This is a genomic window from Vibrio sp. B1REV9 (genome assembly GCF_905175395.2).
Classification (GTDB): domain Bacteria; phylum Pseudomonadota; class Gammaproteobacteria; order Enterobacterales; family Vibrionaceae; genus Vibrio; species Vibrio alfacsensis.
Map to the genome: position 1 here is coordinate 718,398 of NZ_HG992745.1, position 26,694 is coordinate 745,091.

General features: G+C 45.2%; 24 protein-coding genes and 14 tRNA genes. 22 read left to right on the forward strand and 16 right to left on the reverse strand.

Translation table 11 applies throughout. The features are described 5' to 3' along the window. Nucleotides 1-194: 194 nt before the first annotated feature. On the forward strand, nucleotides 195-758 hold the full coding sequence (locus KHN78_RS08800; RefSeq protein ID WP_164837135.1) for a VC2662 family protein: 564 nt from the start codon (nucleotides 195-197) through the stop codon (nucleotides 756-758). 96 nt (nucleotides 759-854) lie between these two features. Here the strand turns inward: KHN78_RS08800 and KHN78_RS08805 are convergent, their stop codons facing one another. Both KHN78_RS08805 and epmB read right to left on the reverse strand, forming a co-directional pair. Further along, nucleotides 855-1,352 carry an MgtC/SapB family protein gene (locus KHN78_RS08805; protein ID WP_211915807.1) on the reverse strand — a complete coding sequence of 166 codons (498 nt, stop codon included), beginning with the start codon at nucleotides 1,350-1,352 and terminating at the stop codon, nucleotides 855-857. Between the two features lie 95 nt (nucleotides 1,353-1,447). Beyond that, nucleotides 1,448-2,470 carry an EF-P beta-lysylation protein EpmB gene (gene epmB, locus KHN78_RS08810; protein ID WP_211915808.1) on the reverse strand — a complete coding sequence of 341 codons (1,023 nt, stop codon included), beginning with the start codon at nucleotides 2,468-2,470 and terminating at the stop codon, nucleotides 1,448-1,450. A 32-nt stretch (nucleotides 2,471-2,502) separates the two neighbouring features. On the opposite strand from epmB, the gene efp reads away from it, so the two are divergent. Next, nucleotides 2,503-3,069, forward strand: coding sequence for an elongation factor P (gene efp, locus KHN78_RS08815; protein WP_128809943.1), 567 nt, complete (start codon nucleotides 2,503-2,505; stop codon nucleotides 3,067-3,069). A 118-nt stretch (nucleotides 3,070-3,187) separates the two neighbouring features. Here efp and frdD read toward each other — a convergent pair whose 3' ends face one another. The 4 genes from frdD to frdA are packed head-to-tail and all read right to left on the reverse strand — an operon-like array spanning nucleotide 3,188 to nucleotide 6,542. Further along, on the reverse strand, nucleotides 3,188-3,565 hold the full coding sequence (frdD, locus tag KHN78_RS08820; protein WP_211915809.1) for a fumarate reductase subunit FrdD: 378 nt from the start codon (nucleotides 3,563-3,565) through the stop codon (nucleotides 3,188-3,190). Between the two features lie 12 nt (nucleotides 3,566-3,577). Beyond that, nucleotides 3,578-3,961 carry a fumarate reductase subunit FrdC gene (gene frdC / locus KHN78_RS08825; protein ID WP_211915810.1) on the reverse strand — a complete coding sequence of 128 codons (384 nt, stop codon included), beginning with the start codon at nucleotides 3,959-3,961 and terminating at the stop codon, nucleotides 3,578-3,580. 2 nt (nucleotides 3,962-3,963) lie between these two features. Next, on the reverse strand, nucleotides 3,964-4,722 hold the full coding sequence (locus KHN78_RS08830) for a succinate dehydrogenase/fumarate reductase iron-sulfur subunit (protein WP_128809946.1): 759 nt from the start codon (nucleotides 4,720-4,722) through the stop codon (nucleotides 3,964-3,966). Continuing rightward, nucleotides 4,722-6,542 carry a fumarate reductase (quinol) flavoprotein subunit gene (frdA, locus tag KHN78_RS08835; RefSeq protein ID WP_211915811.1) on the reverse strand — a complete coding sequence of 607 codons (1,821 nt, stop codon included), beginning with the start codon at nucleotides 6,540-6,542 and terminating at the stop codon, nucleotides 4,722-4,724. The genes KHN78_RS08830 and frdA overlap by 1 nt, the downstream gene beginning before the upstream one ends. A 449-nt stretch (nucleotides 6,543-6,991) precedes the next feature. Between frdA and epmA the strand changes: the two genes are divergently transcribed. From epmA to KHN78_RS08855, 4 genes are all read left to right on the forward strand, one after another. Next, nucleotides 6,992-7,963, forward strand: coding sequence for an elongation factor P--(R)-beta-lysine ligase (gene epmA / locus KHN78_RS08840; protein WP_211915812.1), 972 nt, complete (start codon nucleotides 6,992-6,994; stop codon nucleotides 7,961-7,963). 9 nt (nucleotides 7,964-7,972) lie between these two features. Next, nucleotides 7,973-8,347, forward strand: coding sequence for a VanZ family protein (locus KHN78_RS08845; protein ID WP_211915813.1), 375 nt, complete (start codon nucleotides 7,973-7,975; stop codon nucleotides 8,345-8,347). Between the two features lie 21 nt (nucleotides 8,348-8,368). Next, on the forward strand, nucleotides 8,369-9,004 hold the full coding sequence (locus KHN78_RS08850; protein WP_211915814.1) for a TetR/AcrR family transcriptional regulator: 636 nt from the start codon (nucleotides 8,369-8,371) through the stop codon (nucleotides 9,002-9,004). A gap of 136 nt (nucleotides 9,005-9,140) precedes the next feature. Continuing rightward, the gene (locus tag KHN78_RS08855; RefSeq protein WP_211915815.1) at nucleotides 9,141-10,097 is read left to right on the forward strand and encodes a DHH family phosphoesterase; all 957 of its coding nucleotides are present in this window, start codon (nucleotides 9,141-9,143) and stop codon (nucleotides 10,095-10,097) included. Between the two features lie 124 nt (nucleotides 10,098-10,221). On the opposite strand, the gene KHN78_RS08860 is transcribed toward KHN78_RS08855, so the two are convergent. The 5 genes from KHN78_RS08860 to KHN78_RS08880 form a co-directional block, all read right to left on the reverse strand. Continuing rightward, nucleotides 10,222-11,370: a murein hydrolase activator EnvC family protein gene (locus KHN78_RS08860; protein WP_211916527.1), complete on the reverse strand. Its 1,149-nt coding sequence runs from the start codon at nucleotides 11,368-11,370 to the stop codon at nucleotides 10,222-10,224. Nucleotides 11,371-11,395: 25 nt separating this feature from the next. After that, nucleotides 11,396-12,217 carry a serine O-acetyltransferase gene (cysE, locus tag KHN78_RS08865; protein ID WP_211915816.1) on the reverse strand — a complete coding sequence of 274 codons (822 nt, stop codon included), beginning with the start codon at nucleotides 12,215-12,217 and terminating at the stop codon, nucleotides 11,396-11,398. A 78-nt stretch (nucleotides 12,218-12,295) separates the two neighbouring features. Beyond that, a complete protein-coding gene (gene gpsA / locus KHN78_RS08870; protein WP_128809953.1) occupies nucleotides 12,296-13,333 on the reverse strand; it encodes an NAD(P)H-dependent glycerol-3-phosphate dehydrogenase in 1,038 nt (345 codons plus the stop codon). A 200-nt stretch (nucleotides 13,334-13,533) separates the two neighbouring features. After that, nucleotides 13,534-13,998, reverse strand: coding sequence for a protein-export chaperone SecB (gene secB / locus KHN78_RS08875; protein ID WP_128809954.1), 465 nt, complete (start codon nucleotides 13,996-13,998; stop codon nucleotides 13,534-13,536). A gap of 201 nt (nucleotides 13,999-14,199) precedes the next feature. Further along, nucleotides 14,200-14,634: a rhodanese-like domain-containing protein gene (locus KHN78_RS08880; RefSeq protein ID WP_128809955.1), complete on the reverse strand. Its 435-nt coding sequence runs from the start codon at nucleotides 14,632-14,634 to the stop codon at nucleotides 14,200-14,202. 486 nt (nucleotides 14,635-15,120) lie between these two features. On the opposite strand from KHN78_RS08880, the gene gpmM reads away from it, so the two are divergent. Beyond that, nucleotides 15,121-16,653, forward strand: coding sequence for a 2,3-bisphosphoglycerate-independent phosphoglycerate mutase (gene gpmM / locus KHN78_RS08885; RefSeq protein ID WP_211915817.1), 1,533 nt, complete (start codon nucleotides 15,121-15,123; stop codon nucleotides 16,651-16,653). Nucleotides 16,654-16,773: 120 nt separating this feature from the next. On the opposite strand, the gene KHN78_RS08890 is transcribed toward gpmM, so the two are convergent. The 5 genes from KHN78_RS08890 to rsgA all read right to left on the reverse strand — a co-directional run bounded on the left by KHN78_RS08890 (nucleotide 16,774) and on the right by rsgA (nucleotide 23,569). Next, the gene (locus tag KHN78_RS08890) at nucleotides 16,774-17,661 is read right to left on the reverse strand and encodes a DMT family transporter (RefSeq protein ID WP_211915818.1); all 888 of its coding nucleotides are present in this window, start codon (nucleotides 17,659-17,661) and stop codon (nucleotides 16,774-16,776) included. A gap of 122 nt (nucleotides 17,662-17,783) precedes the next feature. Then, complete coding sequence (locus KHN78_RS08895; protein ID WP_211915819.1) at nucleotides 17,784-19,664, reverse strand: methyl-accepting chemotaxis protein; 1,881 nt, start codon at nucleotides 19,662-19,664, stop codon at nucleotides 17,784-17,786. Nucleotides 19,665-19,940: 276 nt separating this feature from the next. Next, nucleotides 19,941-21,356, reverse strand: a complete 1,416-nt coding sequence (locus KHN78_RS08900; protein ID WP_211915820.1) for an SLC13 family permease — start codon at nucleotides 21,354-21,356, stop codon at nucleotides 19,941-19,943. Between the two features lie 174 nt (nucleotides 21,357-21,530). Then, complete coding sequence (asd, locus tag KHN78_RS08905) at nucleotides 21,531-22,388, reverse strand: archaetidylserine decarboxylase (RefSeq protein ID WP_211915821.1); 858 nt, start codon at nucleotides 22,386-22,388, stop codon at nucleotides 21,531-21,533. Nucleotides 22,389-22,504: 116 nt separating this feature from the next. Next, a complete protein-coding gene (rsgA, locus tag KHN78_RS08910; protein WP_211915822.1) occupies nucleotides 22,505-23,569 on the reverse strand; it encodes a small ribosomal subunit biogenesis GTPase RsgA in 1,065 nt (354 codons plus the stop codon). 129 nt (nucleotides 23,570-23,698) lie between these two features. Between rsgA and orn the strand changes: the two genes are divergently transcribed. From orn to KHN78_RS08985, 15 genes are all read left to right on the forward strand, one after another. After that, nucleotides 23,699-24,244, forward strand: coding sequence for an oligoribonuclease (gene orn / locus KHN78_RS08915; protein ID WP_211915823.1), 546 nt, complete (start codon nucleotides 23,699-23,701; stop codon nucleotides 24,242-24,244). 156 nt (nucleotides 24,245-24,400) lie between these two features. Continuing rightward, nucleotides 24,401-24,476, forward strand: a tRNA-Gly gene (locus KHN78_RS08920). 55 nt (nucleotides 24,477-24,531) lie between these two features. Beyond that, a tRNA-Met gene (locus KHN78_RS08925) sits at nucleotides 24,532-24,608 on the forward strand. A gap of 52 nt (nucleotides 24,609-24,660) precedes the next feature. Continuing rightward, a tRNA-Gly gene (locus KHN78_RS08930) sits at nucleotides 24,661-24,736 on the forward strand. Between the two features lie 54 nt (nucleotides 24,737-24,790). Further along, nucleotides 24,791-24,867: transfer RNA gene (locus KHN78_RS08935), tRNA-Met, on the forward strand. 52 nt (nucleotides 24,868-24,919) lie between these two features. Next, nucleotides 24,920-24,995, forward strand: a tRNA-Gly gene (locus KHN78_RS08940). Between the two features lie 54 nt (nucleotides 24,996-25,049). Then, a tRNA-Met gene (locus tag KHN78_RS08945) sits at nucleotides 25,050-25,126 on the forward strand. Between the two features lie 52 nt (nucleotides 25,127-25,178). Then, nucleotides 25,179-25,254, forward strand: a tRNA-Gly gene (locus KHN78_RS08950). A 48-nt stretch (nucleotides 25,255-25,302) separates the two neighbouring features. Then, nucleotides 25,303-25,378, forward strand: a tRNA-Gly gene (locus KHN78_RS08955). 49 nt (nucleotides 25,379-25,427) lie between these two features. Continuing rightward, nucleotides 25,428-25,503, forward strand: a tRNA-Gly gene (locus tag KHN78_RS08960). Nucleotides 25,504-25,538: 35 nt separating this feature from the next. Then, nucleotides 25,539-25,614: transfer RNA gene (locus tag KHN78_RS08965), tRNA-Gly, on the forward strand. A 108-nt stretch (nucleotides 25,615-25,722) separates the two neighbouring features. Next, nucleotides 25,723-25,799, forward strand: a tRNA-Met gene (locus tag KHN78_RS08970). Between the two features lie 56 nt (nucleotides 25,800-25,855). Then, nucleotides 25,856-25,931: transfer RNA gene (locus tag KHN78_RS08975), tRNA-Gly, on the forward strand. A gap of 54 nt (nucleotides 25,932-25,985) precedes the next feature. Then, nucleotides 25,986-26,062, forward strand: a tRNA-Met gene (locus KHN78_RS08980). A gap of 84 nt (nucleotides 26,063-26,146) precedes the next feature. Beyond that, nucleotides 26,147-26,223 (forward strand) — tRNA-Met (locus KHN78_RS08985). The last annotated feature ends 471 nt before the right edge of the window (nucleotides 26,224-26,694 follow it).

Sequence of the window (26,694 nt, forward strand, 5' to 3'; positions counted from 1 at the left end):
ATTGATTTTGTGCTGTTTTGTCACGATTGTAGATGAAATGTGGATAAATTCTTTAAAAATCAGAGTTATGAATATGTTCTTATGCATGCAGAATAATAAAATATGACTTCACGCTAACATCTATTCGGTTAAAATAGCGCAGAATCTGAACACTACACTGTGTTGTAAATTACATACTTCCTCTGGAGATTAAAATGAAAAAGTTAATGACGTCATTGGCCGTTGCTGCCGTTATCGCTTCACCTGTTGCTCTTGCAGATAGCTCACCAGTGATGTTTTCTACTATCGACAATACTAATTTGCCATCAAATTCTTCTGTTGGTGGCGTTCGTCTATCTGTTCTTCACGGTCAAGTAAATGAAGTAAAAGGTGTCGACTTCTCTCTACTAGGTATGTCTGAAACAGACCGCACTACAGGTGTGAACTTTGGTCTGCTTTTTGGTGCATCTAAAGTAAACCAAGAAATGAAAGGTGTATCGCTAGGCTTATTCAACTGGAACCAAGGCCAAACAACCGGTCTTAACCTAGGTGCGGTAAACGTAACGAATAACGTTGAAGGTCTAAACTGGAGTGCAGTGAACTACTCTGAAGGCTACACAATGGCAGATATCGGTCTGGCAAGTATCTCTAAAAAATCTAACTTCCAGCTAGGTTTTTTCAACATGACTGATCAAATTGACGGTGTTCAAATTGGTCTTCTAAACTGTGCAGACAACGGTTTCTTCAAGTGTTTCCCTATCGTGAACTTCGCTAAATAATCAGCGAACTTCACCAAAAGTTAAGTGTTCTTCCTAGCTTAACGCCAGATAAAAAAGACCCCGGTATGATGCCGGGGTCTTTTTTATCACTCGGATTTACTTGATGATTCGTGTAGAAGTTTTGCGTTGTTGCATCTTTTGGTGAACACCACGACGCAGCGCTTTTATTCGGTTTTCCGCTCTATCTACGCCGAGTAAAACGGTCAGTGCTAAGACGGTGATAATAATGGATTGAGTTAGGTAGCCTAAACCGATCATTAAGCCTAGCCCTGCCAATACCCAAATTACTGCGGCAGAAGTTACACCGTGGATCTTGCCATCTTGAGTCATCATCACGCCAGCACCTAAGAAGCCAACACCCGTAATGATCTGGCCGAGTACACGAGCTTGATCTAGGGTATTTGGTGACAAAGAGACGGCCATCGACATAAACAGATAAGTACCTGAGATAACGAGAATTGCGGTACGAATACCAACGGGTTTTCCTCGAGTTTGACGTTCTATGCCTATCATCAAACCATTGATCGCACAGCAAAGTAATGCTGCCCAACTGAATGGGCCAAGATCGAAATAATGTTCAAAAGTTGCTTGCATCTTAACCTCCAAATTTTCGGAGTATGCATAGATAAGACCGTTCGATCGAACAAAAGCTTTTGCTCGTAACGACAATCTTATATACGGCTAGCGACTCACTCTAGGTGCAGATCGAGTGGGGTTTTGCTTGGGCGACCGCCAATTTCGCGGGTTAGCTTAGGCACCAAGTAACCAGAAACTCGCGTGATCACACCGCGCATGATTGCTTTGGCTTCTTCATCGGAAACAAAGTAGTGTGCTGCACCTTGGACTTTATCTAAAACGTGTAAGTAGTAAGGCAAAATACCTGCATCAAACAAGGCTTCGTTTAGTGCTACTTGTGCCTCAATGCTGTTGTTAACCTCTTTAAGCAGAACACCTTGGTTTAGCAGAGTGACACCCGCTTGCTTTAGCTTCGCCATTTGAGCGGCAAATTCAGTATTGATTTCGTTAGCGTGGTTGATATGCGTCACCAAGACAATTTGCAGACGAGAAGTTCGAAGTAGGTGACATAGCTCATCAGTAATACGAGCTGGGATTACCACGGGTAAACGGCTGTGAATACGCAGGCGTTTGATATGTGGGATTTGTGCGATGTGCTCCAAAAGCCAGTGGATCTCATCGTCTTTTGCCATCAAAGGGTCGCCACCAGAGAAGATTACTTCATTTAGCTCTGGTTGCTGTGCCATGTACTCTAAGCACTTTGTCCACGCTTGCTTACCGCTTTTGTTTTCTTGATAAGGGAAGTGGCGACGGAAGCAATAACGGCAATTTACTGCGCAACCACCCTTTATGATCATTAGGGCACGGTTGCGGTATTTGTGCAGCAATCCCGGAATCTCGTTATCTTGTTCTTCCAGCGGATCATTGGAGTAGCCATCGTGTACTTCAAACTCTTCGCTCAAAGGTAATACTTGGCGTAAAAGTGGATCGTAAGGATTGCCTTTTTCCATTCTATCGACAAAACTTTGCGGTACACGCTGTGCAAACAGCTTACGCGCAGCAAACCCGTCCTGCCACGGCGATGGATCTATTTCCAACATTTCCAGCAATTTTGTAGGATCAGAGATCCCATTCGCTAACTGTTTGAGCCAGTTTTGCTCAACAGATTCGACTTTTCGGGTTATTATGTGCGGCATTGAATTTAGCTCTAAGAATGTAAGAGGACAAAATGGCTACAGTTAGCACCAATGAATTTAAAGGCGGCCTTAAGTTAATGCTTGATAACGAGCCTTGTGTAATTCTGGAAAACGAATACGTTAAACCAGGGAAAGGCCAAGCATTCAACCGCGTTAAAATTCGTAAACTTCTTTCTGGTAAAGTGCTAGAGAAAACATTTAAGTCTGGTGACACTTGTGAAGTGGCAGACGTAATGGATATCGACCTAGATTATCTATATTCAGACGGCGAATTCTACCACTTTATGAACAACGAGACGTTCGAACAGATCGCTGCAGACGCAAAAGCTGTGGGTGAGAACGCTAAGTGGTTGGTAGAAAACAACACTTGTATGATCACGCTTTGGAACGGTAACCCAATTACTGTTACACCACCAAACTTTGTTGAACTAGAAGTTACTGATACAGACCCAGGTCTAAAAGGCGACACTCAAGGTACAGGTGGTAAGCCTGCAACACTATCAACAGGTGCTGTTGTACGTGTTCCACTATTCATCTCTATCGGTGAAGTAATCAAAGTAGATACTCGTAGCGCTGAATACGTAGGTCGTGTGAAGTAATTTATAGCTTCTCATAGAAAGGTCGCTTTGGCGGCCTTTTTTATTGCGTTGTAATTATTATATTACTGAAACAAAAAAAGCTGGCGTGTTGCCAGCTTTTTACATTTAGGTCAGTATCTTAAATCATGAAGATAAAGATCACAGCGAGTGCAGAAATCAGACCTGCAAACGCGTAACATGCGATTTTACCAACCACACCTGTGTGGAATTTAAGATCGTGCATGCCATGGTGTAGGCGGTGCATAGCATGCCACATTGGCAATGCTAGCGTACCAATGATGAACAGCGCGCCAATGATGCTGGTTGCGAATTCAGACACGCGCTCATAGCTCATTGCTTCTGCATCAATTACGCCGAGTGGCACTAGGATACCTAGTACTAGCACAGTGATTGGTGTAATCATCGCAAACCAAGTACCACCGGCACCAAATAGGCCCCACCAGATTGGTTCATCAGAACGTTTCGGCGCTGTATTAACACTATAATTCGGTTTCATTACTCAAGCTCCTTACACCACGATGAGAACGATCAGTGAGATGAACGCTACCGCTGCCCACTGAGTCAGAACGATGATTTTCTTATCCACTGGTTTGCCTTTCAAACGAATAGGCATTACCTGTGGCATCATGCTGAAGAAAGTTTGTGCATGGAATAGGCTACCTAGTAGTGCAACGATGTTGATCGCTACCACGATAGGGTTTGCCATGAATTCCAACCAACCTTGCCAATCTTCAGGACCTTTTACTAGTGAACCTAGACCGAAAGTTAGGAAAATAGTGAATAGGATCAAAGGAAGCACTGTCGCTTCACGTAGCATGTAGAAGCGGTAGAAAGGATGATCTTTCCACCAAGTGCGTTTTACTTCACGAACGTAAGGTTTACGGTTGCTCATCCTTATGCCTCCACTTTTTTCGGTGAACCATCAGGTTTCAACATAGCAATCACGAAGTCCATTGAAGACTCCACTTTGCCTTGGTTTACTGCCGCTGCTGGGTCTACGTTTTTAGGACAAACTTCAGAACAGTAACCTACGAATGTACAACCCCAAGCGCCGTTTTCACCGTTGATCAGCTTCATACGCTCATCTTTACCGTTGTCGCGGCTGTCTAGGTTGTAGCGGTGTGCCAGAGTCAGAGCTGCAGGACCGATGAACTCAGGGTTCAAACCGAACTGAGGACATGCCGCGTAGCACAGACCACAGTTGATACAGCCAGCAAACTGCTTGTATTTCGCCATTTGCTCTGGCGTTTGTAGGTTTGTGCCGTCTTCTGGCTTGCGATCGTTACCAATGATGTAAGGCTTGATGGCTTCTAGACGCTCGATGAACGGCGTCATATCAACGATCAAATCTTTCTCGATTGGGAAGTTCGCGAGTGGCTCGATAGTCACGCCATTTGGGTAGTCACGTAGGAAGCTCTTACAAGCAAGCTTAGGTACGTTGTTTACCATGATGCCGCAAGAACCACAGATCGCCATACGGCAAGACCAGCGGTAAGACAGGTTTTTATCTAAGTGGTCTTTGATGTAGCCTAGTGCATCAAGCACTGACATGGTTTCATCAAATGGCACTTCGAATGTTTGAGTGTATGGTTCTGCGTCTTTTTCTGGGTCGTAACGCAGAACGTTCACTTTTTGAATGCGGTTTGCTGACATTATGCTTGCTCCTCTGCGTTCTTCGCTTCTGCTTCAGCGGCTTTTTCTGCTGCTGCCGCTTTCTCTGCCGCTTCACCGTATAGACGTGCTTTTGGCTGAGACTTGGTGATCTTCACGCCGCTGTAGTCGATAGTTGGTGCTGCGTCTTCTTGGAAGAAAGCAAGCGAGTGCTTCAAGAAGTTCTCATCGTCACGCTCTGTACAGCCGTCATCTAGACGCTGGTGTGCACCACGAGATTCTTTACGTAGGATTGCAGAGTGGACCATTGCTTCTGCAACTTCTAGGCCGTAGCCCACTTCAATTGCGTATAGAAGGTCAGTGTTGAATACTTTGCCTTTATCTTTGATGCTGATCTTTTTGTAACGAGCTTTAAGTTCCGTGATCTTATCAATCGTTGCTTGCATCAAATCTTCTTGACGGTAGATACCACAGCCCGCTTCCATGGTGTGACCCATTTCAGTGCGGATATCCGCCCAGTTTTCATCGCCATCTTGGTTCATTAGTGCTTCGATGCGAGCTTCAACCGCTTTTACTTGCTCTGCGATAGCGTCTTCGTTCCAGCCTTTGAATTCCGCTGCGCGCTTCACTGCTTGTTCACCCGCAACGCGGCCAAATACGACGAATTCTGCTAGTGAGTTAGAACCTAGACGGTTTGCACCGTGAAGACCCACTGATGCACACTCACCAACCGCAAATAGACCTTTAATGCGAGTCTCACATTCGCCGTTGGTTTCAATACCACCCATGGTGTAGTGAACAGTAGGGCGAATTGGAATTGGCTCTTTTGCTGGGTCAACGTTCACGTAAGCTTTCGCTAGCTCACAGATGAACGGTAGACGCTCTTGTAGATACTCTTCACCAAGGTGACGAAGGTCTAGATGCACCACATCACCAAGAGGGTGCTTGATGGTGTTGCCTTTCTGTTGTTCATGCCAGAAAGCTTGAGAAACTTTGTCTCGTGGACCCAGCTCCATGTATTTGTTTTTCGGCTCACCCACTGGAGTTTCAGGGCCCATGCCGTAGTCTTGTAGGTAACGGTAACCGTTTTTGTTAACGATAATACCACCCTCACCACGACAGCCTTCTGTCATTAGGATACCTGTACCTGGTAGACCAGTTGGGTGGTATTGAACGAATTCCATATCACGTAGAGGAACGCCGTGGCGGTAAGCCATCGCCATGCCGTCGCCCGTTACGATGCCGCCGTTAGTATTACAGTGGTATACACGACCTGCGCCCCCGGTTGCTAAAACAACAGACTTCGCTTTAATCGTAACTAGCTCGCCCTCTGACATGTGGATTGCAATCAAGCCTTGCACTTCACCGTCATCAACAAGCAAGTCAACAACAAAGTACTCATCGAAACGTTTGATGTTGTCGTACTTCATTGATGTCTGGAATAGCGTGTGAAGCATGTGGAAGCCAGTTTTATCGGCAGCGAACCAAGTACGTTCAACTTTCATACCACCAAAACGGCGTACGTTGACTTCACCGTTTTCTTTACGACTCCATGGGCAACCCCATTGTTCCATCTGGATCATTTCGCGAGTCGCATTCTCTACAAAGTACTCAACAACGTCCTGTTCACATAGCCAGTCACCACCGCCAACGGTATCGTTGAAGTGATTGTCTAAGCTATCTTCATCCTTGATAACTGCTGCTGAGCCACCTTCTGCCGCTACCGTGTGGGAACGCATTGGGTAAACTTTCGAAATAAGTGCTACTTCTAAGTCAGGGTTAGCTTCAGCCGCTGCAATAGCAGTACGAAGACCAGCGCCGCCAGCGCCGATGACTGCGATATCTGTGGTGATAATTTGCACAGTTATCCTCCAGTGTGTGATTGCGGAAATCCGCTTGTTATTGTGAGTGTGGGGGAGGGTGTTTTAGGCAATCCCCCTAAAGTAGTAAGGTTAGTGTAGGGTAGGCGTGTGGCAGAAAAATTGATGTATTTGGGTTTTTTCTCCGGTAATGCACACGGGAGCATAGAAATTCTAGGTTATGTGACTGCTATCACGGCACGAAACGTTTGAGGCACAAACGTAAAGCTCATCAATGTTACGCGACTGTTGCCTAACATTACCCTCATTGATAATAGGCTTAATTGTGGTGATTTAATGTACTGTAGAACGTAGAATGCTTGCTTCAAATTTAATCGATTTTTATTCGTATTTAGTTTGAGAAAATTGAGCCGATTCCCCCCTCGCTGAGCTAGGCAAACCATGCCAAAATTGCTATTTTTCCTGCTCACTAACCTTTTAAGAGTTTTGTTATGCAAACGAACTGGCAACCTACTGCTTCTATGGAGCAACTTCGTCAACGTGCGGCTTTGATTAGCGCAATTCGTCAATTCTTTGCCGAGCGACAGGTGATGGAAGTTGACACGCCAGCCATGAGCCACGCCACGGTGACGGACATTCATTTGCATACTTTCCAGACTGAGTTTGTGGGGCCGGGTTATGCTGATGGTCGTAAGCTGTTCTTTATGACCAGTCCCGAATTTCACATGAAGCGCTTGCTAGCTGCAGGCAGCGGCTGTATTTACCAAATTAACAAAGCTTTCCGTAATGAAGAGAATGGCCGCTACCATAATCCTGAATTCACTATGTTGGAGTGGTACCGCATTGGGTTTGATCACCATAAGTTGATGGACGAAATGGATGACCTGCTTCAATTGGTTCTGAAATGTGGCGCGGCGGATCGTATGACTTACCAGCAAGCTTTTATTGATGTGCTAGGCGTGTGCCCACTAGAGGGCTCAATGCAAGAGCTAAAAGTGGTCGCGGCTAAGCTAGGGCTGAGTGACATTGCAGAGCCAGAACAAGATCGCGATACCTTGCTGCAATTGTTGTTCAGTATTGGTGTGGAAGCTAAGATTGGCCAGCAAGTGCCTGCATTTGTTTATGACTTTCCTGCATCGCAAGCGGCACTCGCAAAGATTAACCCGCAAGACCACCGAGTTGCGGATCGCTTTGAGGTGTACTTCAAAGGCATTGAGCTAGCAAACGGCTTCCATGAGCTGGATAACCCAAAAGAACAGTTGGCACGTTTTGAACAAGATAATGCCAAGCGTATTGAAATGGGTTTAAAACCACAGCCGATCGATTACCACTTAATTGGAGCGTTAGAGGCGGGCCTACCAGATTGTGCTGGCGTCGCATTAGGTATTGATCGCCTGATTATGCTGGCATTAGGCTGTAACCATATTGACCAAGTCACCGCGTTCCCATTTCCAATTGCTTAGGATTTTTAGATGAACCTTGCCGCTGCTCGCTTTATTTTGTTTAGTTATGCTGCTTTGATTGCTTACCTCTCCTTGAGTTCTGGGGATTTACAGAATTGGGGAGACGTTGCCTATCTAGATAAGATGCAACACGCGATGGCATACAGTGGTTTTGCCTTTTTAGGTAGCTTTTGTGTGTTGCAGTGGCGGCAGCGTTATTATGCGGCAATGGTGATTTTGTCATTTAGTGCCGTGATTGAAGTGCTGCAAGGTTATGTTGGTAGACAGACGTCTTGGCATGACCTTATTGCGAATACGATGGGCATCTTAACTGGTCTGCTATGTTACCGTATTTGGACCCTCTCTCGATCTAGATGGGTGAAGTCGTTATACTCGATCAGATAGTCAAGAGGGAATACGATAAAGATGAAAACGCGCGACAGAATCGTCTATGCAGCACTGGAGCTGTTCAATCAACATGGTGAGCGAAATATTACGACTAATCACATAGCCGATCACATTGAAATTAGCCCAGGAAATTTGTACTACCACTTCCGCAATAAACAAGAAATCGTGCGTGAGATTTTTGCGCTTTACTCTGCAGAGTTATTAGAGCGTTTTACTCCGATTCAAGGCTCTCAAGAAAGCCTGACCATGTTAAAAAGCTATCTTGATTCTATCTTTACCTTGATGTGGAAATATCGTTTCTTCTACGCCAACTTACCGGAAATTTTGTCGAGAGACGAACAGTTACACGATGAATACATCGATGTTCAAGACAAGCTACAGGCTAACTTGATTGCGATTGTGCAAGAGTTTGTTTCTCTGAAGTTGCTGCATATTGACGATACTCAGTTGAAGTCTCTGGTTTGTACCTTACATTTAATCGCATGCAGTTGGTTGGCGTATCAATCAGCCATGTCGCCAAAAACTGACATCACAGAGCAAATGGTTAAGCAAGGCATGTTGCAAATGCTGAATGTTGTTAAGCCCGTTGCTACAGAACAAGGTTTGGAGCAGCTGCAACTGTTAGAAGAAGCACTGAGCACTCTTCATTGTTGATGTGCACAGTGAATCTGGTTAGACCTGTTGATTTGTTTTTGAGCTGAGCTCTCATTTCTATTCACCTCGTAAGTTGACTTGCTCGGCTCTCTGAGCACAATAGAGTATGAATTATCGGTAAGGGAACTATCGTTTAATGAACTACGATGTCTTTAATGGTGATGCTGATGGCATCATTGCTTTGCTTCAATGGCGTTTTGCTGATCCTCTGGAAACACAGTTAGTGACTGGCGTTAAGCGCGATATTAAGCTCGTCGAACAAGTGGAAGTGCAAGCCGGTGATGAGCTTGCTATTTTCGATGTGTCGATGGAAAAAAATATGAGCGCACTGGAACAAGCTCTGGCTCAAGGTGCTCACGTTTTCTATGCGGATCACCACCGTTCCGGCACGATCCCATCGCATGGAAATCTTGATGCGCACATTGATCTTGATGCGAATACTTGTACGGCTTTGATTGTCGATAAGTTGTTGAAAGGGCGTTTTCATACATGGGCAATCACGGCCGCTTATGGAGACAACTTGATTGCTAAAGCGGATGAGTTAGCGGATAAAGCGGACTTGGATGAAAGGCAGAAAGCGCAGTTAAAAGAACTCGGTACATTGATTAACTACAATGGCTATGGCTCAAAAGTTGATGATCTTCATTTCCATCCTGCAGACTTGTACCAAGCCTTAAAGCAATACGTCTCACCATTCGATGCAATCGCAGACAATGCATCGCCATATTACCAATTGCAGTCCGCTTATCAGCAAGATATGGATACAGCGCAAGCAGTACCAGCCGTTCATGAAAGTTCAAAACTCAAGCTTTTTGTATTGCCAAACAATGCCGCATCACGTCGAATTAGTGGCGTCTATGGCAATTGGCTTGCAAACCAAAACCCAGACTCTGCGCATGCGGTATTAACTGAAAATGCAGATGGCACTTACACGGTTTCTCTTCGTGCGCCACTGAATAACAAGCAAGGAGCCGTGTCAGTGTGTGGTCAGTTCCCCACGGGTGGCGGCCGAGAAGCGGCAGCAGGCATCAATGCATTAAGTAAAGATGATTTTGCGGCCTTTATTGATGCGGTAGAGACGTACTACGCATAGCGTTTTCTTGAATGCAGGGTTTTCTTTAATGCGAACGCAACGAAGGAGCTGAGTGGCTCCTTCGTTTTTTGTGGTTCGACGATTTTTTGTAAAGGCGGTTTAGAACAGGAATTGCAAACGGCAGCTATAAACGCTTTAACCAAGATTTTGGGTTTTGCGCTTCACTGTTGCGACGAATTTCAAAGTACAGTGATGGTCTGTCTTGACCGCCAGTATCACCCGCAAGAGCAATCACCTCGCCGGCTGTCACCTTATCACCCTCTTTTTTCGTTAACGCTTGGTTGTAGCCGTATAACGTCATATCGCCCTTGCCATGGTCGAGTAGCACAACCAAACCATAACCACGTAGGTATTCAGCAAACACCACCGTACCAGGGTAAACCGCTTTGACTTGCTGACCATAGTTGGCAGAGAGCACCATGCCTTTCCAGTTCACTTGGCCAGTTTGCTTGGTACCAAAGTTATGTAATACACGGCCTTTTATTGGCCATGGCAGTTTGCCACGTTGTTTTGCGATACCGTCCATAGGTACTGCGTTACGTTTCGCAGCTTTCGCTATTTCTGCTTTTAGACGAGTCTCATTGCGCTGTAGCTCTGCAAGATAGCGTTTGTCGTCCGTGATGCTCTTTTGAATCTTGCTCAACGTACCTTTACGTTGCGATTGCGTGCTTGCCAAAGACGAACGTTTTTCCGATTGTTGCTTTAGTAAGCTTTCAATCTGTTCTTTTTCCAATTCAAGTTGGTTCTTGTTGTGAGCCAATTCTTGAGTGGTTTTGGTGATTGCATCAATTACTTCTGCACGTGCTTTAGCAAGATGCTGGAAGTATTGGCTAATTCGATCTTCCTCTACGCCTTCGTTTAAGAGGTGGCCGTTGGCTTTAGCACGCTCGGTGACGTAATAGGTTTGAATCAATTGCTTTAGTTCTTCTTCTTGCGCCTGACGTTGTCCCTCTTGCAGAGCAATTTTCTCTTCTAATTTATGGATGTTTTTATCGGCCTGCGTTAAATCCGCTTTAGTTTGTTGGATTTCGCGCTCTAACTTAGAGATGCCGAGTTCTTGGCTTTTCAACGATTGCTGCAGGTCGTTAAGTTGCTTTTCTTGAGAGGTTAATGACTTTTTCTGACGACTGATTTCGCTCGAAACGCCTTTTAGCTCTTGCTGACTCGCGGCAGAAGAGGTGAGGGAGTAAGTGGCAGATAAAGCACAAGTTAATAAAATAGCCGAGCGTAGTACTGGGTGATTTTGTTTCCGCACTTGAGAATTTCCTACCACGTATGTGTCAAATAAGAAGAAATGACTAAATGCCATCGCCATGGATAAAGCTTTGTGACTTACCATTAAAGCCTTGATCCATGTCGAGAGAGGGTTTGTCTGTTTTTGGGCGACCAACGATTTTTGCAGGCACACCTGCGACTGTCGTGTGCGGAGGCACCGCTTGCAGCACAACAGAACAAGAGCCAATTTTCGCACCTTCGCCTACTTCGATGTTGCCGAGGATCTTTGCACCAGCGCCAATCATTACGCCTTCACGAATTTTAGGGTGACGGTCGCCACCCTCTTTACCTGTACCGCCTAAGGTTACATCTTGCAAAATAGAAACGTCGTTTTCAACCACGGCGGTTTCACCGATCACGATGCCGGTTGCGTGATCTAACATGATGCCACTACCGATACGTGCGGCAGGGTGAATGTCGACCTGACACGCGACGGATATTTGGTTCTGCAAGTACGTCGCTAAGGCATGACGGCCTTGTTTCCACAACCAGTTTGCCACGCGGTAACCTTGAAGAGCGTGATAGCCTTTTAGATACAGTAGTGGCATTGAGTACATTGACACTGCTGGGTCACGATTGACCGTGGCACAAATATCGCACGCTGCAAAATCCGTGATGTTAGGATCCGCCGAAAAAGCTTCCTCAACCACTTCACGTACTGCCATTGCAGGCATGGATGCAGTGTTTAATTTGTTGGCCAGAATGTAGCTCAGCGCGGCACATAAGCTTTCATGCTTGATGATGGTTGCATGATAAAAGCTCGCCAACATAGGCTCTTGTTCTGACATTTCACGGGCTTCTGAAACGATCTTGTTCCAGACTTTTTGTTTTTCGCAGTGTTTCATTCTCAATATCCTGAGTGGTTCTTCCGTGACCCGACAACGTTTAATCTTCTCAGATGAGGTTCAAAGGGCGTTAGAGTGCTACTTCCCTTCCGCTTTTTTGTCACGAGCAAGTAAATCTTGCGCTGCCAGGTGTGCATCTTTCCCTTGATACAGTACTTGATAAATTTGGTCAACTATTGGCATTTCAACGCCCATTCGTTGAGAAAGCATCCAAACTTCTTTGGTGTTGCGGTAACCCTCAACAACCTGTCCGATCTCTTCTTGTGCTGTATCGACATCTTTCCCTTGGCCGAGCGCTAAACCAAAACGGCGGTTACGTGATTGGTTATCGGTACAAGTTAGAACAAGATCGCCAAGACCAGCCATGCCCATAAAGGTTTCTGGTTGTGCTCCAAGTGCAGCGCCTAGACGGCACATTTCAGCAAGGCCACGGGTAATCAGTGCAGTACGTGCATTGGCACCAAAACCAATACCGTCAGACATACCAGCGCCAATTGCGATGACGTTCTTCACCGCGCCGCCAAGTTGCATGCCAATGAAATCGTTGTTTGCGTAGACACGAAAAGTTTTGCTGCAGTGGATTTTTTCTTGCAGATCTGCAACGAACTCCGCATCAGGAGAAGCGACAGAAATCGCAGTTGGCATGCCCATAGCGAGCTCTTTGGCAAACGTAGGGCCAGATAGCACTGCTAATGAGTAGCTGTCGCCAATAATATCGAAAGCGACCTCTTTGAGTAGACGTCCGGTTTCTGGCTCAAGGCCTTTGGTTGCCCAACAGATGCGAGAATCTTCGCGCAAGAAAGGTTTGCAGCTGTTCAGTACAATACCGAAAACATGGCTCGGAACGACAACTAACAAGTCACGGCTTGCTTGAACGGCTTTTTCTAAATCCGATTCAATGATCAAGCTCTCTGGGAAATCAATCCCAGGTAGGAATTCATGGTTAGCACGGTCTGCTTCAAGGCGTGCCATGTGCTCTGGCTCATGCCCCCAAAGGATGACGTTCGCGCCGTTACGAGCAAGCGAGATTGCTAAAGAAGTACCGTATGATCCTGCGCCAATCACCGTCATTGCGATGTCTTTACCGTAAGCATTGTTGGTATTTGCGTGTGTCATGCTACCGCCTAATTGTCTTTCTACTAGTAGAATCTAGTTCATAATCGCCAGATTTTACGATCTCTAGGGATTAGGAACTAGGATCTTTCAGAAATAAAAAATGCACATCGCATCGCTAATTGGACACTTTGTGCATTTTTTCAAGTATAGGACGTGAATTCATTCATTTGGAATGCAACACGTCACTTACAAAGCGTGAATTACGCTTCAGCTTCGCCTTGTTGAGCTTGCTGTTGTAGGTAGTTCATGAATAGCGCGTCGAAGTTAACTGGCGCTAGGTTCAGTTGAGGGAACGTACCTTTTACCACTAGGCTTGAGATAGTTTCACGAGCGTAAGGGAATAGGATGTTCGGGCAGAATGCGCCTAGGCAATGTGCTAGTTGGCCTGCTTCCATTTGCTCAGCAGTGAAGATACCACCTTGTTGAACTTCACATAGGAACGCGGTTTCTTCTTCGTTCTTAACAGTAACGGTTAGACGTAGGATAACTTCGTAAACACCCTCGCCAAGTTCACGGCTTTGAGTATCTAGGTCTAGTTTAACGTCAGGGTTCCACTCTTTTTGGAACATTACTGGTGAGTTAGGCGCTTCGAAAGAAACGTCTTTTAGGAAGATGCGTTGAATTGCGAAGTTTTGTTGTGCTGCTTGTGGTGCTGCTTCAGCCATTTTTAAATCCTTAATAAAAATTTGTTAGGTCTAGAACCTCTAAACCTCGAAATATGTTTTGTCCTGAGACTAACTGAGCAAATTTGCCTTGACTAGGTGAAGCGTTCATTACGTGCAAAGCATCACAACTTAACGCGTCAACTGCTTTCAATTTGCTCAGTTTATAAAAACGAGGCCGGTAAAATTGTTTTCACCGCGACCTTATTTCTTACCACGTACGAGTGGAAGGTTCGCTTCGTTCCACGCAATCAAACCGTTTTTCAGTAGGCTTACATTTTCAAAGCCCGCTTTTGCTAGTAGGTTTGCGCTTTCTTGAGCGGTTTGGCCCGTTTTGCATACCACAATGATTGGGTTTGATTTTTGGTTTTCAAGGCTACCAAAGTTACCCGCTTTGATATCTGATGGCAAAATGTGAACTGCGTCGGTGATATGACCTTTTTTGAATTCATCTTTCGCGCGGATATCCACCACAATACCGTTTTCACGGTTCATAAGATGAGTCAGTTGGTTAACGTTGATTTCTTTGTATGCTGAGGTCGCTGATTTCACGATACTCATGATGAAAGCGACAAGAAGACCTACCCATACTAAGGATAGAATCATGTTCTGTTGGAAAAATTCAATGTACTCTTGCATGTCCTGAGCTCTTACACTGTTGGCGGAAAAATAAAGCAGGAGTATAGCGAGGTTAATCGTCTTAGGCGAGAGGGTTAAAATTTTCTAACCTATAATTGAGATCTCATCGCTTGCGTTAAAGTTCTTTTGGAGTGGTTATTCCTGCAATCTTAGTATCGATGTTTCCTATCACTCTAATTGATGTAATTGACTTCACTTCTACGTTCAAAAGCGCAATATAGGTATCAACAAAAAGTTTTTCACCTAAGTATTTCGGTGGTTATACAAAGCATCTTGAAAGTGACTATGCTTGTGGAACACGTTTGCAGACAAAGTCGTATTGCTTGCTAACTTGTAAGATAGCAACAATAAATCGCAAACATTATTTGATCTTAACCTACAGTTCTGGTTAAAAAGTGTAGTAAAATTACGCTAGTTTTGTTTCAAGGTTAGATGGGCAATGAAGCCCTACGCCGAAAGTTACTTAAATTTGATGAGGTCATCACTATGTCTGCTAAGAAGCCATTGGCTCTAGTTATCCTTGACGGTTACGGTTACCGTGAAGACACAGCAAGTAACGCAATTGCAAATGCTAAAACACCAGTTATGGATGCACTGATTGCGAACAACCCTAACACTCTAATCTCTGCTTCAGGTATGGACGTTGGTCTACCTGATGGTCAAATGGGTAACTCAGAAGTTGGTCACACCAACATCGGTGCAGGTCGCGTTGTATACCAAGATCTAACTCGTATTACTAAATCTATCGCTGACGGTGAATTTGCTGAGACAGCAGCACTAGTAGAAGCTATCGACTCTGCTGTAAAAGCTGAAAAAGCAGTACACATCATGGGTCTTATGTCTCCAGGTGGTGTTCACTCTCACGAAGATCACATCTACGCAGCCGTTGAAATGGCTAACGCTCGTGGCGCTGAGAAAATCTACCTACACTGCTTCCTAGATGGTCGTGACACGCCACCACGTAGTGCAGAAAACTCACTACAACGTTTCCAAGACCTATTTGCGAAACTAGGTAAAGGTCGCGTTGCTTCTCTAGTGGGTCGTTACTACGCAATGGACCGTGACAACAACTGGGATCGCGTTCAAGTGGCTTACGATCTTCTAACTCAAGCGAAAGCAGAGTTTACTTTCGATACGGCAGTTGCTGGTCTAGAAGCGGCTTACGCTCGCGGCGAAAATGACGAGTTCGTTAAAGCAACGGCAATCAAAGTAGATGGTCAAGAAGACGCAATCATGCAAGATGGCGATGCAGTTATCTTCATGAACTACCGTGCTGACCGTGCACGCCAAATCACTCGTGCATTCGTTCCTGCATTTGATGGCTTTGAGCGTGCAGCATTCCCTGCAATTAACTTCGTGATGTTGACTCAATACGCGGCTGACATCCCTCTAGCTATCGCATTCCCACCAGCGTCTCTAGAAAACACTTACGGTGAGTGGCTATCTAAGCAAGGTCAAACTCAGCTACGTATCTCTGAAACAGAGAAATACGCACACGTTACATTCTTCTTCAACGGTGGTGTTGAGAACGAATTTGAAGGTGAAGAGCGTCAACTTGTTGCTTCTCCAAAAGTAGCAACTTATGACATGCAGCCAGAAATGAGCTCTCCAGAGCTAACAGAGAAGATGGTTGCTGCTATCAAGTCTGGTAAGTTCGATACTATCATCTGTAACTACCCAAACGCAGATATGGTTGGTCACACTGGCGTTTACGAAGCGGCTGAGCAAGCTATCGAAGCGCTAGATGAAAGCGTTGGTAAAGTGGTTGAAGCGATCAAAGAAGTTGGCGGTCAACTATTGATCACGGCAGACCACGGTAACGCAGAAATGATGATCGACCCTGAAACTGGCGGCATCCACACTGCTCACACTAACCTACCAGTACCTCTAATTTACGTAGGTGACAAAGCGGTTGAGTTCAAAGAAGGCGGTAAACTGTCTGACCTTGCACCAACAATGCTTTCTCTCGCGGGTCTAGAAATCCCTGCAGAAATGTCTGGTGAAGTGCTAGTTAAGTAATTAACTGACGATTCAGAATGATAAAAGCCCGAGTTCGACTCGGGCTTTTTTTGTATCTGTCATTTTGTGTTTGGCAAGGCGGTGAGTTACCAAGGTCGATAGCCCCTCATTGAACCTGAGCTATTGCACTAGGATACCAGTGCCTATGACCGCCAGTGCAGCGCCAAACCAAGCGAATCGATTCGGACGTTTCTTGGTGTAAACCCACAACAATGGCAGCAACATGATCGGCGTTGTTGAAGAAAGCAGCGCCACCATCCCGACGTTACCCTCACGCAGGGCATATAGAATCAATGTCATACCCACTGCCATGGCCAAAAAGCCGTTTAATGCAGTGATGCCAAAAACTTTCCATGTGATGGTTTGCGTTGCGCGAGCCACTTTCGCGCCAATTAACCACAGTGCACAGTGCGCGACGAAAGCACTGATCATACGAATCGCGGAGGCGGCAACAGGGTCAACATTGGTTAGCATGACAGGTTTAGCGATGATGCCACCCAGAGCCTGGCACATAGCGGCGGTTAAACCGAGCCCGACACCAATCCAAACGTTGCCTTTGATCTCTTCTAGTGCGTTGCTGGCTTGCCCGCGTCGACCATAGAAAATTGCCATCACGACACCGCTGAAGACTAAGGCTGCACCAATCAACTCCGTACCAGTCATGCTTTCGCTAAATAGGAAGTAACCTAAGATAGCAGAGAAGACGGCGTGACAAGAGAATAGTAAGCCAGCTTGGCGTGGTCCCATGCGATTCAAACAGGCGAACAGAGCAGTATCGCCAATAAAAATACCAATCAAACCAGACGCCATCATCGGTGTAATGTGTTCTGTCGAGACACTGAGCCAACCTCCCGTTATCCATGCCATGCTAGAGAGAATCATTGCAGTACAACCCATACGCCAACGGCTATAAGCAAACGCACCGAGATGCTGCGCGGGAACAACAGAAATTAAGCTAGAAACAGCCCATAAGAAAGCGGCGCATAACGCCAGCCATTCATAACCCATGATTGCGAGACATCCTTGTAGAGCAGGGGAGATACTCTAATATGCATGAATTTATAAAGATCGAAAAGTGTCTATCAGTCCCAATAAAAAAGCAGCTCGTTGAGCTGCTTCTAGGATATGGTTTAGACTTTAAAGCGACTGATGTTCTCGCGCATGGTATTGGCAGTTTCGAACATTTGATGCGCCCCATCACTGCTTTGGAGAGATTGCTCGGCAATGACATCTGCATCATCCTTAATACCTTGAGTATTACGGCTGATATCTTCGCTTACCGCACGCTGCTCTTCAGCCGCGCTCGCTATTTGCATTGCCATGTCGTTGATTTCTGTGATTGAGTTGGTGATGCTCGTTAGGCTGTCGTGTGCCTGCTGAGCGTACTCAACGCTGGTATCTGCCAAGCTGGTGCTGCTTTGCATGCTATGAACCGCCAGCTTAGTATTGTTTTGCAATGTTTCGATCATGGTACGGATTTCTTCCGTTGAACCATGAGTGCGTTGGCTCAGTACGCGTACTTCATCCGCAACCACGGCAAACCCACGGCCTTGCTCACCAGCACGCGCGGCTTCAATTGCGGCATTGAGTGCCAACAAGTTGGTTTGCTCTGCAATACCTTGGATGGTTGACAGGATTTGGTTGATGCTTTGCGTATTCGCTTCCAACTCAGAAATCACGCTTGCGGCATCGCTCACTTGTTCTGCTAACTCGACAATCGCTTCACGGTTCTTCTGAATGACATTTTGTCCGTCAATACATGCCGATGCAGAGTTTTGTGAAGCACTTGCCGTCAGTTCTGCGTGGCTTGCGACTTCTGCCGCTGTTGCTGACATTTCATGAATCGCAGTTGCAATTTGGTTGACGTCATTTTGCTGATTTTCAACGCGTGCGGCGGCCATAGCGGAGAGTTCATTTGCTTTATTCGCTTGAACGGACAGTTGTTCACTGTCCTCAACGATGCTTTTTAGCATAGTCTGCATTTGTGCTAGAAATTGGTTCACATGCGTTGCCAGTTCGCCAATTTCATCCATACGTTCAATCTTAATGCGTTGAGTTAAATCCCCCTCGCCTTGAGATAGTTCAGAAATAGCTTCGGATAGCGTTTGGAGTGGATTGAGTAAACGAGTGATGATGTAAGTACTAATCGCAGCAATAACAAGGTACAGAATGAGAGAGGCAATGGCTGTAAATGTGATTTGCTCTGAGACTGAGGCAAATGCCATTTCTTTATCTTGTACGATGCCTAATGACCAATCAGTGCCAGGTACTTTCGCAATATAAACCAGTTTGTCACCTTGATTTGGCCATTGAATCGTCTCCAATTGGGCATCATTGGCTAGGCTCATCATGGTGCTTTGCGTAAGGCTAGGGTTAAGGTCAGTGAGCGGTTTTTGGCTTAGATTTTCATCTTTGTACGCAACGAGGTTATTGTTTCCATCAACAAGAAATGCAAATCCATTGTTATCAATTTTAATGTTCAATATTTCATTGATGATGTCTGTAACGGTTAGGTCAGCAGCCAGTACACCTTGTTTTCCTTGGTTAAAGGCTTTTGCAAAGCTCACCACAATACTGCCATCAAAGTCTTGATAAGGCTCAGTGATGATCAGCTTAGATTGAGACATTGCATCTTGGTACCAAGGACGAGTGCGTGGGTCATAATCGGATGGCCAAGATTCAGTTTTGTCTCCGTAAGCGATAGTGCCATCAGAGAATCCCGCATAGACAGAGAGGAACTTGCCTGCCCGTTTAGTAAGCAGCATTTCCCTATCCGCATTCTCAGTGTTTGCGATTAGGTTCTCGTTGGCTAGCATCATGTCGCTGCGAATCGCAAGCCAGTCACTGATGTAATTGCCAGTAGCGTAAGAAATATTTTGGATTTCTCGATTGAGCGTTGAAGATGTTTCTTCACGAAGTTGACTCACCGACACCCAAGCTTGAACGCCACTAACAATGGCGATAATGATTGCAATCGCAATCTGTATTTTTAATTTTATTGTGTTTCTCATTGTCCTACCTTCATAAAACAGACAAGAAGTTCAATGTCACTATCAGTGACTCCAAGTGATATGAGACGATTCAAGTACGAATAGTGACATGAAAGGCTGTAAGGTATATATCGACATTTATTCGATATACTTGAGGGAATCAGTGCAAATAATGCTCAAAAATTTGTTGAATGAATATGAAACTGGGCTTTAAAGAAAATTGGTTTATAGATCAGATAGTAAAGAAATCATTGAAGAGCCACTGAGGTGTTTGTTCACACCTCAGTGGTCTGCGTTCTAGAATAATATGAGAACAGCGCCGTAAACGATAAACAAACCAACTAAGCCGATGATTAAGCCGACCTTGGCCATGTCTTTACTTTCGATTAAGCCTGTTGAGTATGCCAGTGAGTTTGGTGGTGTTGATACAGGTAAGATCATACCGAGTGATGCAGAGAACGCGACGACAACAAGTAAGCCTTGTAACCCACCTATGGCAGCCAAACTAGGCATAGATACGCCAATGGCCGCCGCGATAGGCATCAATAGGTTTGCTGTTGCCGTATTAGACATAAAGTTCGCCATCAACCAACACACAATGGAAAGTGCAACCACAACCGCAAATGGTGATAATGTTTCGTAGTCAATTGCGTGGGCTAGGGCTTCTGCTAATCCGGTTTTATCCAGAGCAATGCCAATGGCAATACCACCAGCAACTAGCCACAGGACATCCCAGTTAATCAGCTTTAGCTCTTCTTTACCCATGATGCCGGTAAGAGTGAACACCGCAAGTGGGATGATGGCGACAACATAGGTATTCATTCCGTGTATTTTGGTCGTCATCCACAACACTATCGTCATGGCGAAAGTGATATAAACCACAATAGCACGCCAATTCTTCTTAAACGTACCATTTAATCGTAACTTCATTTCTGGCTCACTACTTGGGAATAGTTTTTGTAGGAGGAACCAAGCAATGGTGAGCTGCACTAAAACGAAAGGTAAGCCCATCATCATCCAAGAAAGGAAATCGATACTGTTTTCACCCGTTAAGTATTGAAGTGCAATTGCGTTAGGAGGGGTGCCGATTGGTGTCGCTATACCACCAGTATTAGCGGCAATAGGAATACACAACACTAACGCCTTAACACCTAAATCGCCTTTTGGTGCAGCAGCCACGATAGGGCCAAGTAAAGCGAGCATCATCACGGTTGTTGCCGTATTAGACATAAACATGGAAAACACAGCCGTGATCAACATTAACCCCAGCATGATGAACTTAGGTTGAGTGCCAAATGGTTTGAGCAATACGCGGGCGAGGTTGTTATCAAGTTCGTATTTTGAAGCGGAAATCGCGAGAGCAAAACCACCCATAAAAAGAATGATGATAGGGGAGGAAAAAGCAGAGAAGATGTCTGTGTAAGCAATTAACTCTCCTAAATCGTGTCCCGCTGGTGGGTTACGAAATAGGTGTAAGCCTTTGTCTGAGATCATGATTAATTCGAGAGCGATAATCAGAATCGAAGTGGCGAAAACGGGGACGGGCTCCAGTACCCACAGCAATGCAGCAAGAAGAAATATTGCTAGAAGACGATGTTGAATTAACGTGAGATCTTCAATGGGGATCATGTCTATGGGCATCATTAATACACCCAGTGGAACTAATAAGCACACCAGTAATTTGACCAGTGTGTCCGTACTCATCTTCGGCATCGGCTGCCCCTTACACAGTTCATTCCTGATGCTAGATTAAACGATTGTATTTTTAGGGACTTAGAGGTGAGTATGAGTTTGGATAAGAAAGGTTAAATTTCGAACAGAGTTTTGTTTTTCATCAAAAAAGCCCCCGAGAACGGAGGCTATTTAAGATAGATTTGAGCAAAGAACTTACTGTTGATGAGCGTAAGGGGTTCCCATTACCGTCGGCTTGCCATTTTCCATGCTTTCATCGAATGCGATAGCATCTTTTGCGAACAGGTTAATAACGGTTGACCCAAGCTTGAAGCGACCCATTTCTTCGCCTTTCTTCAAGATAACGGCTTTGTCACCCTCTGCAGGGTAATCCCATTTGAATACCGTGTTACCACGAGGTGGCGTGATGGTGCCAGCCCATACTTGTTCGATGCTACCGACGATGGTTGCACCAACCAGTACTTGTGCCATTGGGCCAAACTCTGTATCAAAGATGCATACTACGCGCTCGTTGCGTGCGAAAAGGTTCGGTACGTTCTCTGCGGTTAGTGGGTTCACTGAGAATAGGTCTCCAGGAACGTAAATCATCTGGCGTAGAGTTCCGTCACATGGCATATGAACACGGTGGTAGTCACGAGGCGATAGGTACAATGTTGCGAAAGAACCGTCTTGGAACTCTTCTGCCAGTTTTGCGTCCCCACCAAGTAGTTCCTGTGCTGAGAAGTTATGACCTTTAGCTTGGATTAGCTGACCATCTTCAATCGGACCGAATTGGCTTACGCATGCGTCCGCAGGGTGAGTAATCACTTTTTCACCATCAGCAATTGGACGAGCGCCATCTTTGAGCTCACGAACAAAGAACTCGTTAAAGGTTTTGAAGTGTTTAGGATCGGAGTGCTTTGCCTCATCCATGTTCACATTGTATTGTTTGATAAACCAGCGAATGATAGCTGTTGTTAGACCGCCAGCCTCAGCTGAAGCCAGTTTACCCACAAGGCGCGTTAGCCCGTGTTGTGGGATCCAGTACTGCAGTCCAACTTTAATCTTGTCCATCTTTATTTCCGATACTTCTGTTAGATTCTCGCTTTAGGGCGCGTGATGTTACTGAAATTTAATCTGCTTGTCAGTATTAGGTGATGTTTTCTTACACAATCGCAGACTCTACTCAGTTACAAGTCTGCCTTTTTGCTGCGTGAGTACTGACGGTTTGCTTTGTTTTCTCCCATGCTTTCTAGAATGCGATGGTAGTTTTCAAAGCGCGTTTCATTGATGTCACCTTTCTCAACCGCTTCACGCAGAATGCAGCCAGGGTCATCGTTGTGTTTGCAGTCACGGAACTTACAGCCACCAAGGTAAGGGCGGAATTCTACGAAAGCTTTGGTGACTTCTTCCGCCTCTAAATGCCAAAGTCCAAACTCACGTACTCCCGGTGAATCAATAAGGTCGCCACCGGTTGGGATATGGTAAAGACGTGCCGCAGTGGTCGTATGTTGCCCTAATCCGGAGTTTTCGGATACTTCACCTTCTTCCACTTCTTGTTCTAGTTCTGGCATCAGCGCATTGACAAGGCTAGATTTTCCGACACCGGATTGCCCAACAAAGATATTGATACGATCTCTTAGTTGCACCTCAAGCTCAGCAATACCTTCCCCTGTTTTTTTACTAACAAACAGAACTTTATAGCCGATGCGCTGATATTCAGTCAGCCATTGTTCATACGTTGCGCGGTCTTTTTCTTCTAACAGGTCAACCTTGTTCAAGACGAGCAATGGCGCAATGCTGAGCGTTTCTGAAGCAACTAAGTACCGGTCAATGATATTAAGAGAAAGCTCTGGTAGCACTGAAGAGACGATCACCATCTGATTGATGTTGGCAGCAACCGGTTTTAGACCATCGTAATAGTCTGGGCGAGTGAGCATCGATGAACGAGGCTCCACCGCTTCAACAACGCCGGAGATCCCTGCCATGGACTCTAGCCCCTCTCGCCAAAGCACGCGATCACCAGAAACCAGTGACTCGATGCCGCGACGAAGGTTACAGCGTTGTATTTCACCCGTTTCTAAATCTTCGATATCAGCGTGCTGACCAAAGCGAGTGATGACCAATCCCTGTTTGCTTGCGCCAAGCATACTTTCATCCCATTGAACGGAATCTTCTTGTTTCTTAAGACGCTTTTGTTGGTTGCTGCGTACGCGACGCACTTGACCTTTGGTTAACTTTTTCTTTTTTGCCACAATGTTGTACTTAATATGGGGTCAATCAAACGATTGAGTTCGATCTCGACTCAGGTTTGTGAGTATCGTGTTTCAAGTATTTTCAGGTATAGTACCTCTTTTATCGATAAACAAATAGGCAGCGTAACCATGTCCTTTAGCGATCAAAATTTAATTTGGGTTGATTTAGAGATGACAGGACTTGATCCTGAGACGCACAAAATCATTGAAATCGCCTCTATCGTCACTGATAGCGAGCTAAACATTTTGGCAGAAGGCCCAGTGCTAGCAGTACATCAGCCTGAAGATGAATTGGCTAAGATGGATGATTGGTGCACGAATACCCATACAGCAAGCGGCTTGGTTGAACGTGTACGCAATAGTGACATTACAGAACAAGATGCAGTAGTGAAAACCATCGAATTTCTGGAAAAATGGGTGCCTAAAGGTGTATCTCCGATCTGTGGTAACAGTATTGGTCAAGACCGCCGTTTTCTTTATAAACACATGCCAGAGCTTGAAGAGTACTTTCATTACCGCTATCTAGACGTGAGCACGCTAAAAGAACTGACACGCCGTTGGAAACCAGAAGTCCTCGATGGTTTTTCTAAACAAGGCACGCATTTGGCACTGGATGATATTCGAGAGTCAATTGCAGAGCTTAAGTACTATCGTGAAACGATCTTTACGATCTAACTGTTAAGGCTGTGATCCAAATTGTTGTAATAAATGAACCTTTTGCTTGCTTTTTCATCGATCAGTAAAAATTTAAAGATTTTTTGAACGAAGGACTTGCATCACAAAAAAATGCTCTTATAATTCGCAGCCCTGAACAGCGGAAACGTTGTTGATGCGACACTAGCTCAGTTGGTAGAGCGCAACCTTGCCAAGGTTGAGGTCACGAGTTCGAACCTCGTGTGTCGCTCCACTTTCTTTAATTAGAAAGTATAAGTTATCATCATGCTTAAAATGGTGATCATGGACGCGGGATGGAGCAGCTTGGTAGCTCGTCGGGCTCATAACCCGAAGGTCGTTGGTTCAAATCCAGCTCCCGCAACCAAATTTAAGACAGTTTGAATGTTATTTAGCATAACGCTCAGGCAGTTTACGATGCGACACTAGCTCAGTTGGTAGAGCGCAACCTTGCCAAGGTTGAGGTCACGAGTTCGAACCTCGTGTGTCGCTCCACTTTCTTTAATTAGAAAGTATAAGTTATCATCGTACTTAACGGTGAAATACGGACGCGGGGTGGAGCAGCTTGGTAGCTCGTCGGGCTCATAACCCGAAGGTCGTCGGTTCAAATCCGGCCCCCGCAACCAAATTCAAGACAGTTTGAATGTTATTTAGCATAACGCTCAGGCAGTTTATGATGCGACACTAGCTCAGTTGGTAGAGCGCAACCTTGCCAAGGTTGAGGTCACGAGTTCGAACCTCGTGTGTCGCTCCACTTTCTTTAATTAGAAAGTATAAGTTATCATCGTACTTAACGGTGAAATACGGACGCGGGATGGAGCAGCTTGGTAGCTCGTCGGGCTCATAACCCGAAGGTCGTTGGTTCAAATCCAGCTCCCGCAACCAAATTCAAAACAGTTTGAATGTTATTTAGTATAACACTCAGGCAGTTTATGATGCGACACTAGCTCAGTTGGTAGAGCGCAACCTTGCCAAGGTTGAGGTCACGAGTTCGAACCTCGTGTGTCGCTCCACTTTTTCAGGTGGATAAAATAGTTTTCATTGTACTTAACAGTGACATTGCGACACTAGCTCAGTTGGTAGAGCGCAACCTTGCCAAGGTTGAGGTCACGAGTTCGAACCTCGTGTGTCGCTCCACTTTCTTTAAGTGGACAAGATAGTTTTCATTGTACTTAACAGTGATATTGCGACACTAGCTCAGTTGGTAGAGCGCAACCTTGCCAAGGTTGAGGTCACGAGTTCGAACCTCGTGTGTCGCTCCAACTTTATAGCCCTCATTGTGCTTAACAGTGATTTTGCGACACTAGCTCAGTTGGTAGAGCGCAACCTTGCCAAGGTTGAGGTCACGAGTTCGAACCTCGTGTGTCGCTCCAACTTTATAGCTTTCATTGTGCTTAACAGTGCATTGTAATTCTCACCTGATAAATGATACGCTTTTGCGTAGATTTTGTTTTTCAGCCAGTTTTACAATAATATACGGACGCGGGGTGGAGCAGCTTGGTAGCTCGTCGGGCTCATAACCCGAAGCGTCGTCGGTTCAAATCCGCCCCCGCAACCAAACAAATTCAAAACAGTTTGAATGTTATTTAGCATAACGCTCAGGCAGTTTATGATGCGACACTAGCTCAGTTGGTAGAGCGCAACCTTGCCAAGGTTGAGGTCACGAGTTCGAACCTCGTGTGTCGCTCCAGTTTCTTTAAGCAGAAAGTACAAGTTATCATCGTACTTAACGGTGAAATACGGACGCGGGATGGAGCAGCTTGGTAGCTCGTCGGGCTCATAACCCGAAGGTCGTTGGTTCAAATCCAGCTCCCGCAACCAATTTTCTTAGAGAATGTATGTAGTCCTACTTTCTCTTATGCGAAAACAAAATTCACATCGTACTTAACGGTGATACAATACGGACGCGGGGTGGAGCAGCTTGGTAGCTCGTCGGGCTCATAACCCGAAGGTCGTCGGTTCAAATCCGGCCCCCGCAACCAATCTTTAAGATAGCTACTTAGTTTTATCGTATTTAAGCCATCTTTGGATATGAAACTCAGACTTATTCCTGGTTTCTACATCCCACTCATTTCGCTCTTTTCATAATGCTGAGAAGCATCAATCCCAAAAATAAGCTTTTAATCAACATCATCAGATGTTGGGCGATTTTGTCTGTGTATTAAACAGTGCAAGAGCTCGTTCAATAATCAATGACTTGGTGTTTGGTTGAGTTTAACCTATTCAATTCACAGAGTTATCCACATACATCGTTCTGTGGATAAGTTGGTTGATAAAGTGTTTTTAGCTAGGTTTTTAAAAGAAGAAAAGAAAGATCTTTATTATTTTTGCAGATAATAAGGGTAGATATTTGGTTTATAAGTTGTTGTTTATAAACGAAAATGCCGCCAGAGGTAGGGATCGAATACGTTAAATTAGGATCATTAACTTGCATTTTTTTGATCCTAGTCATT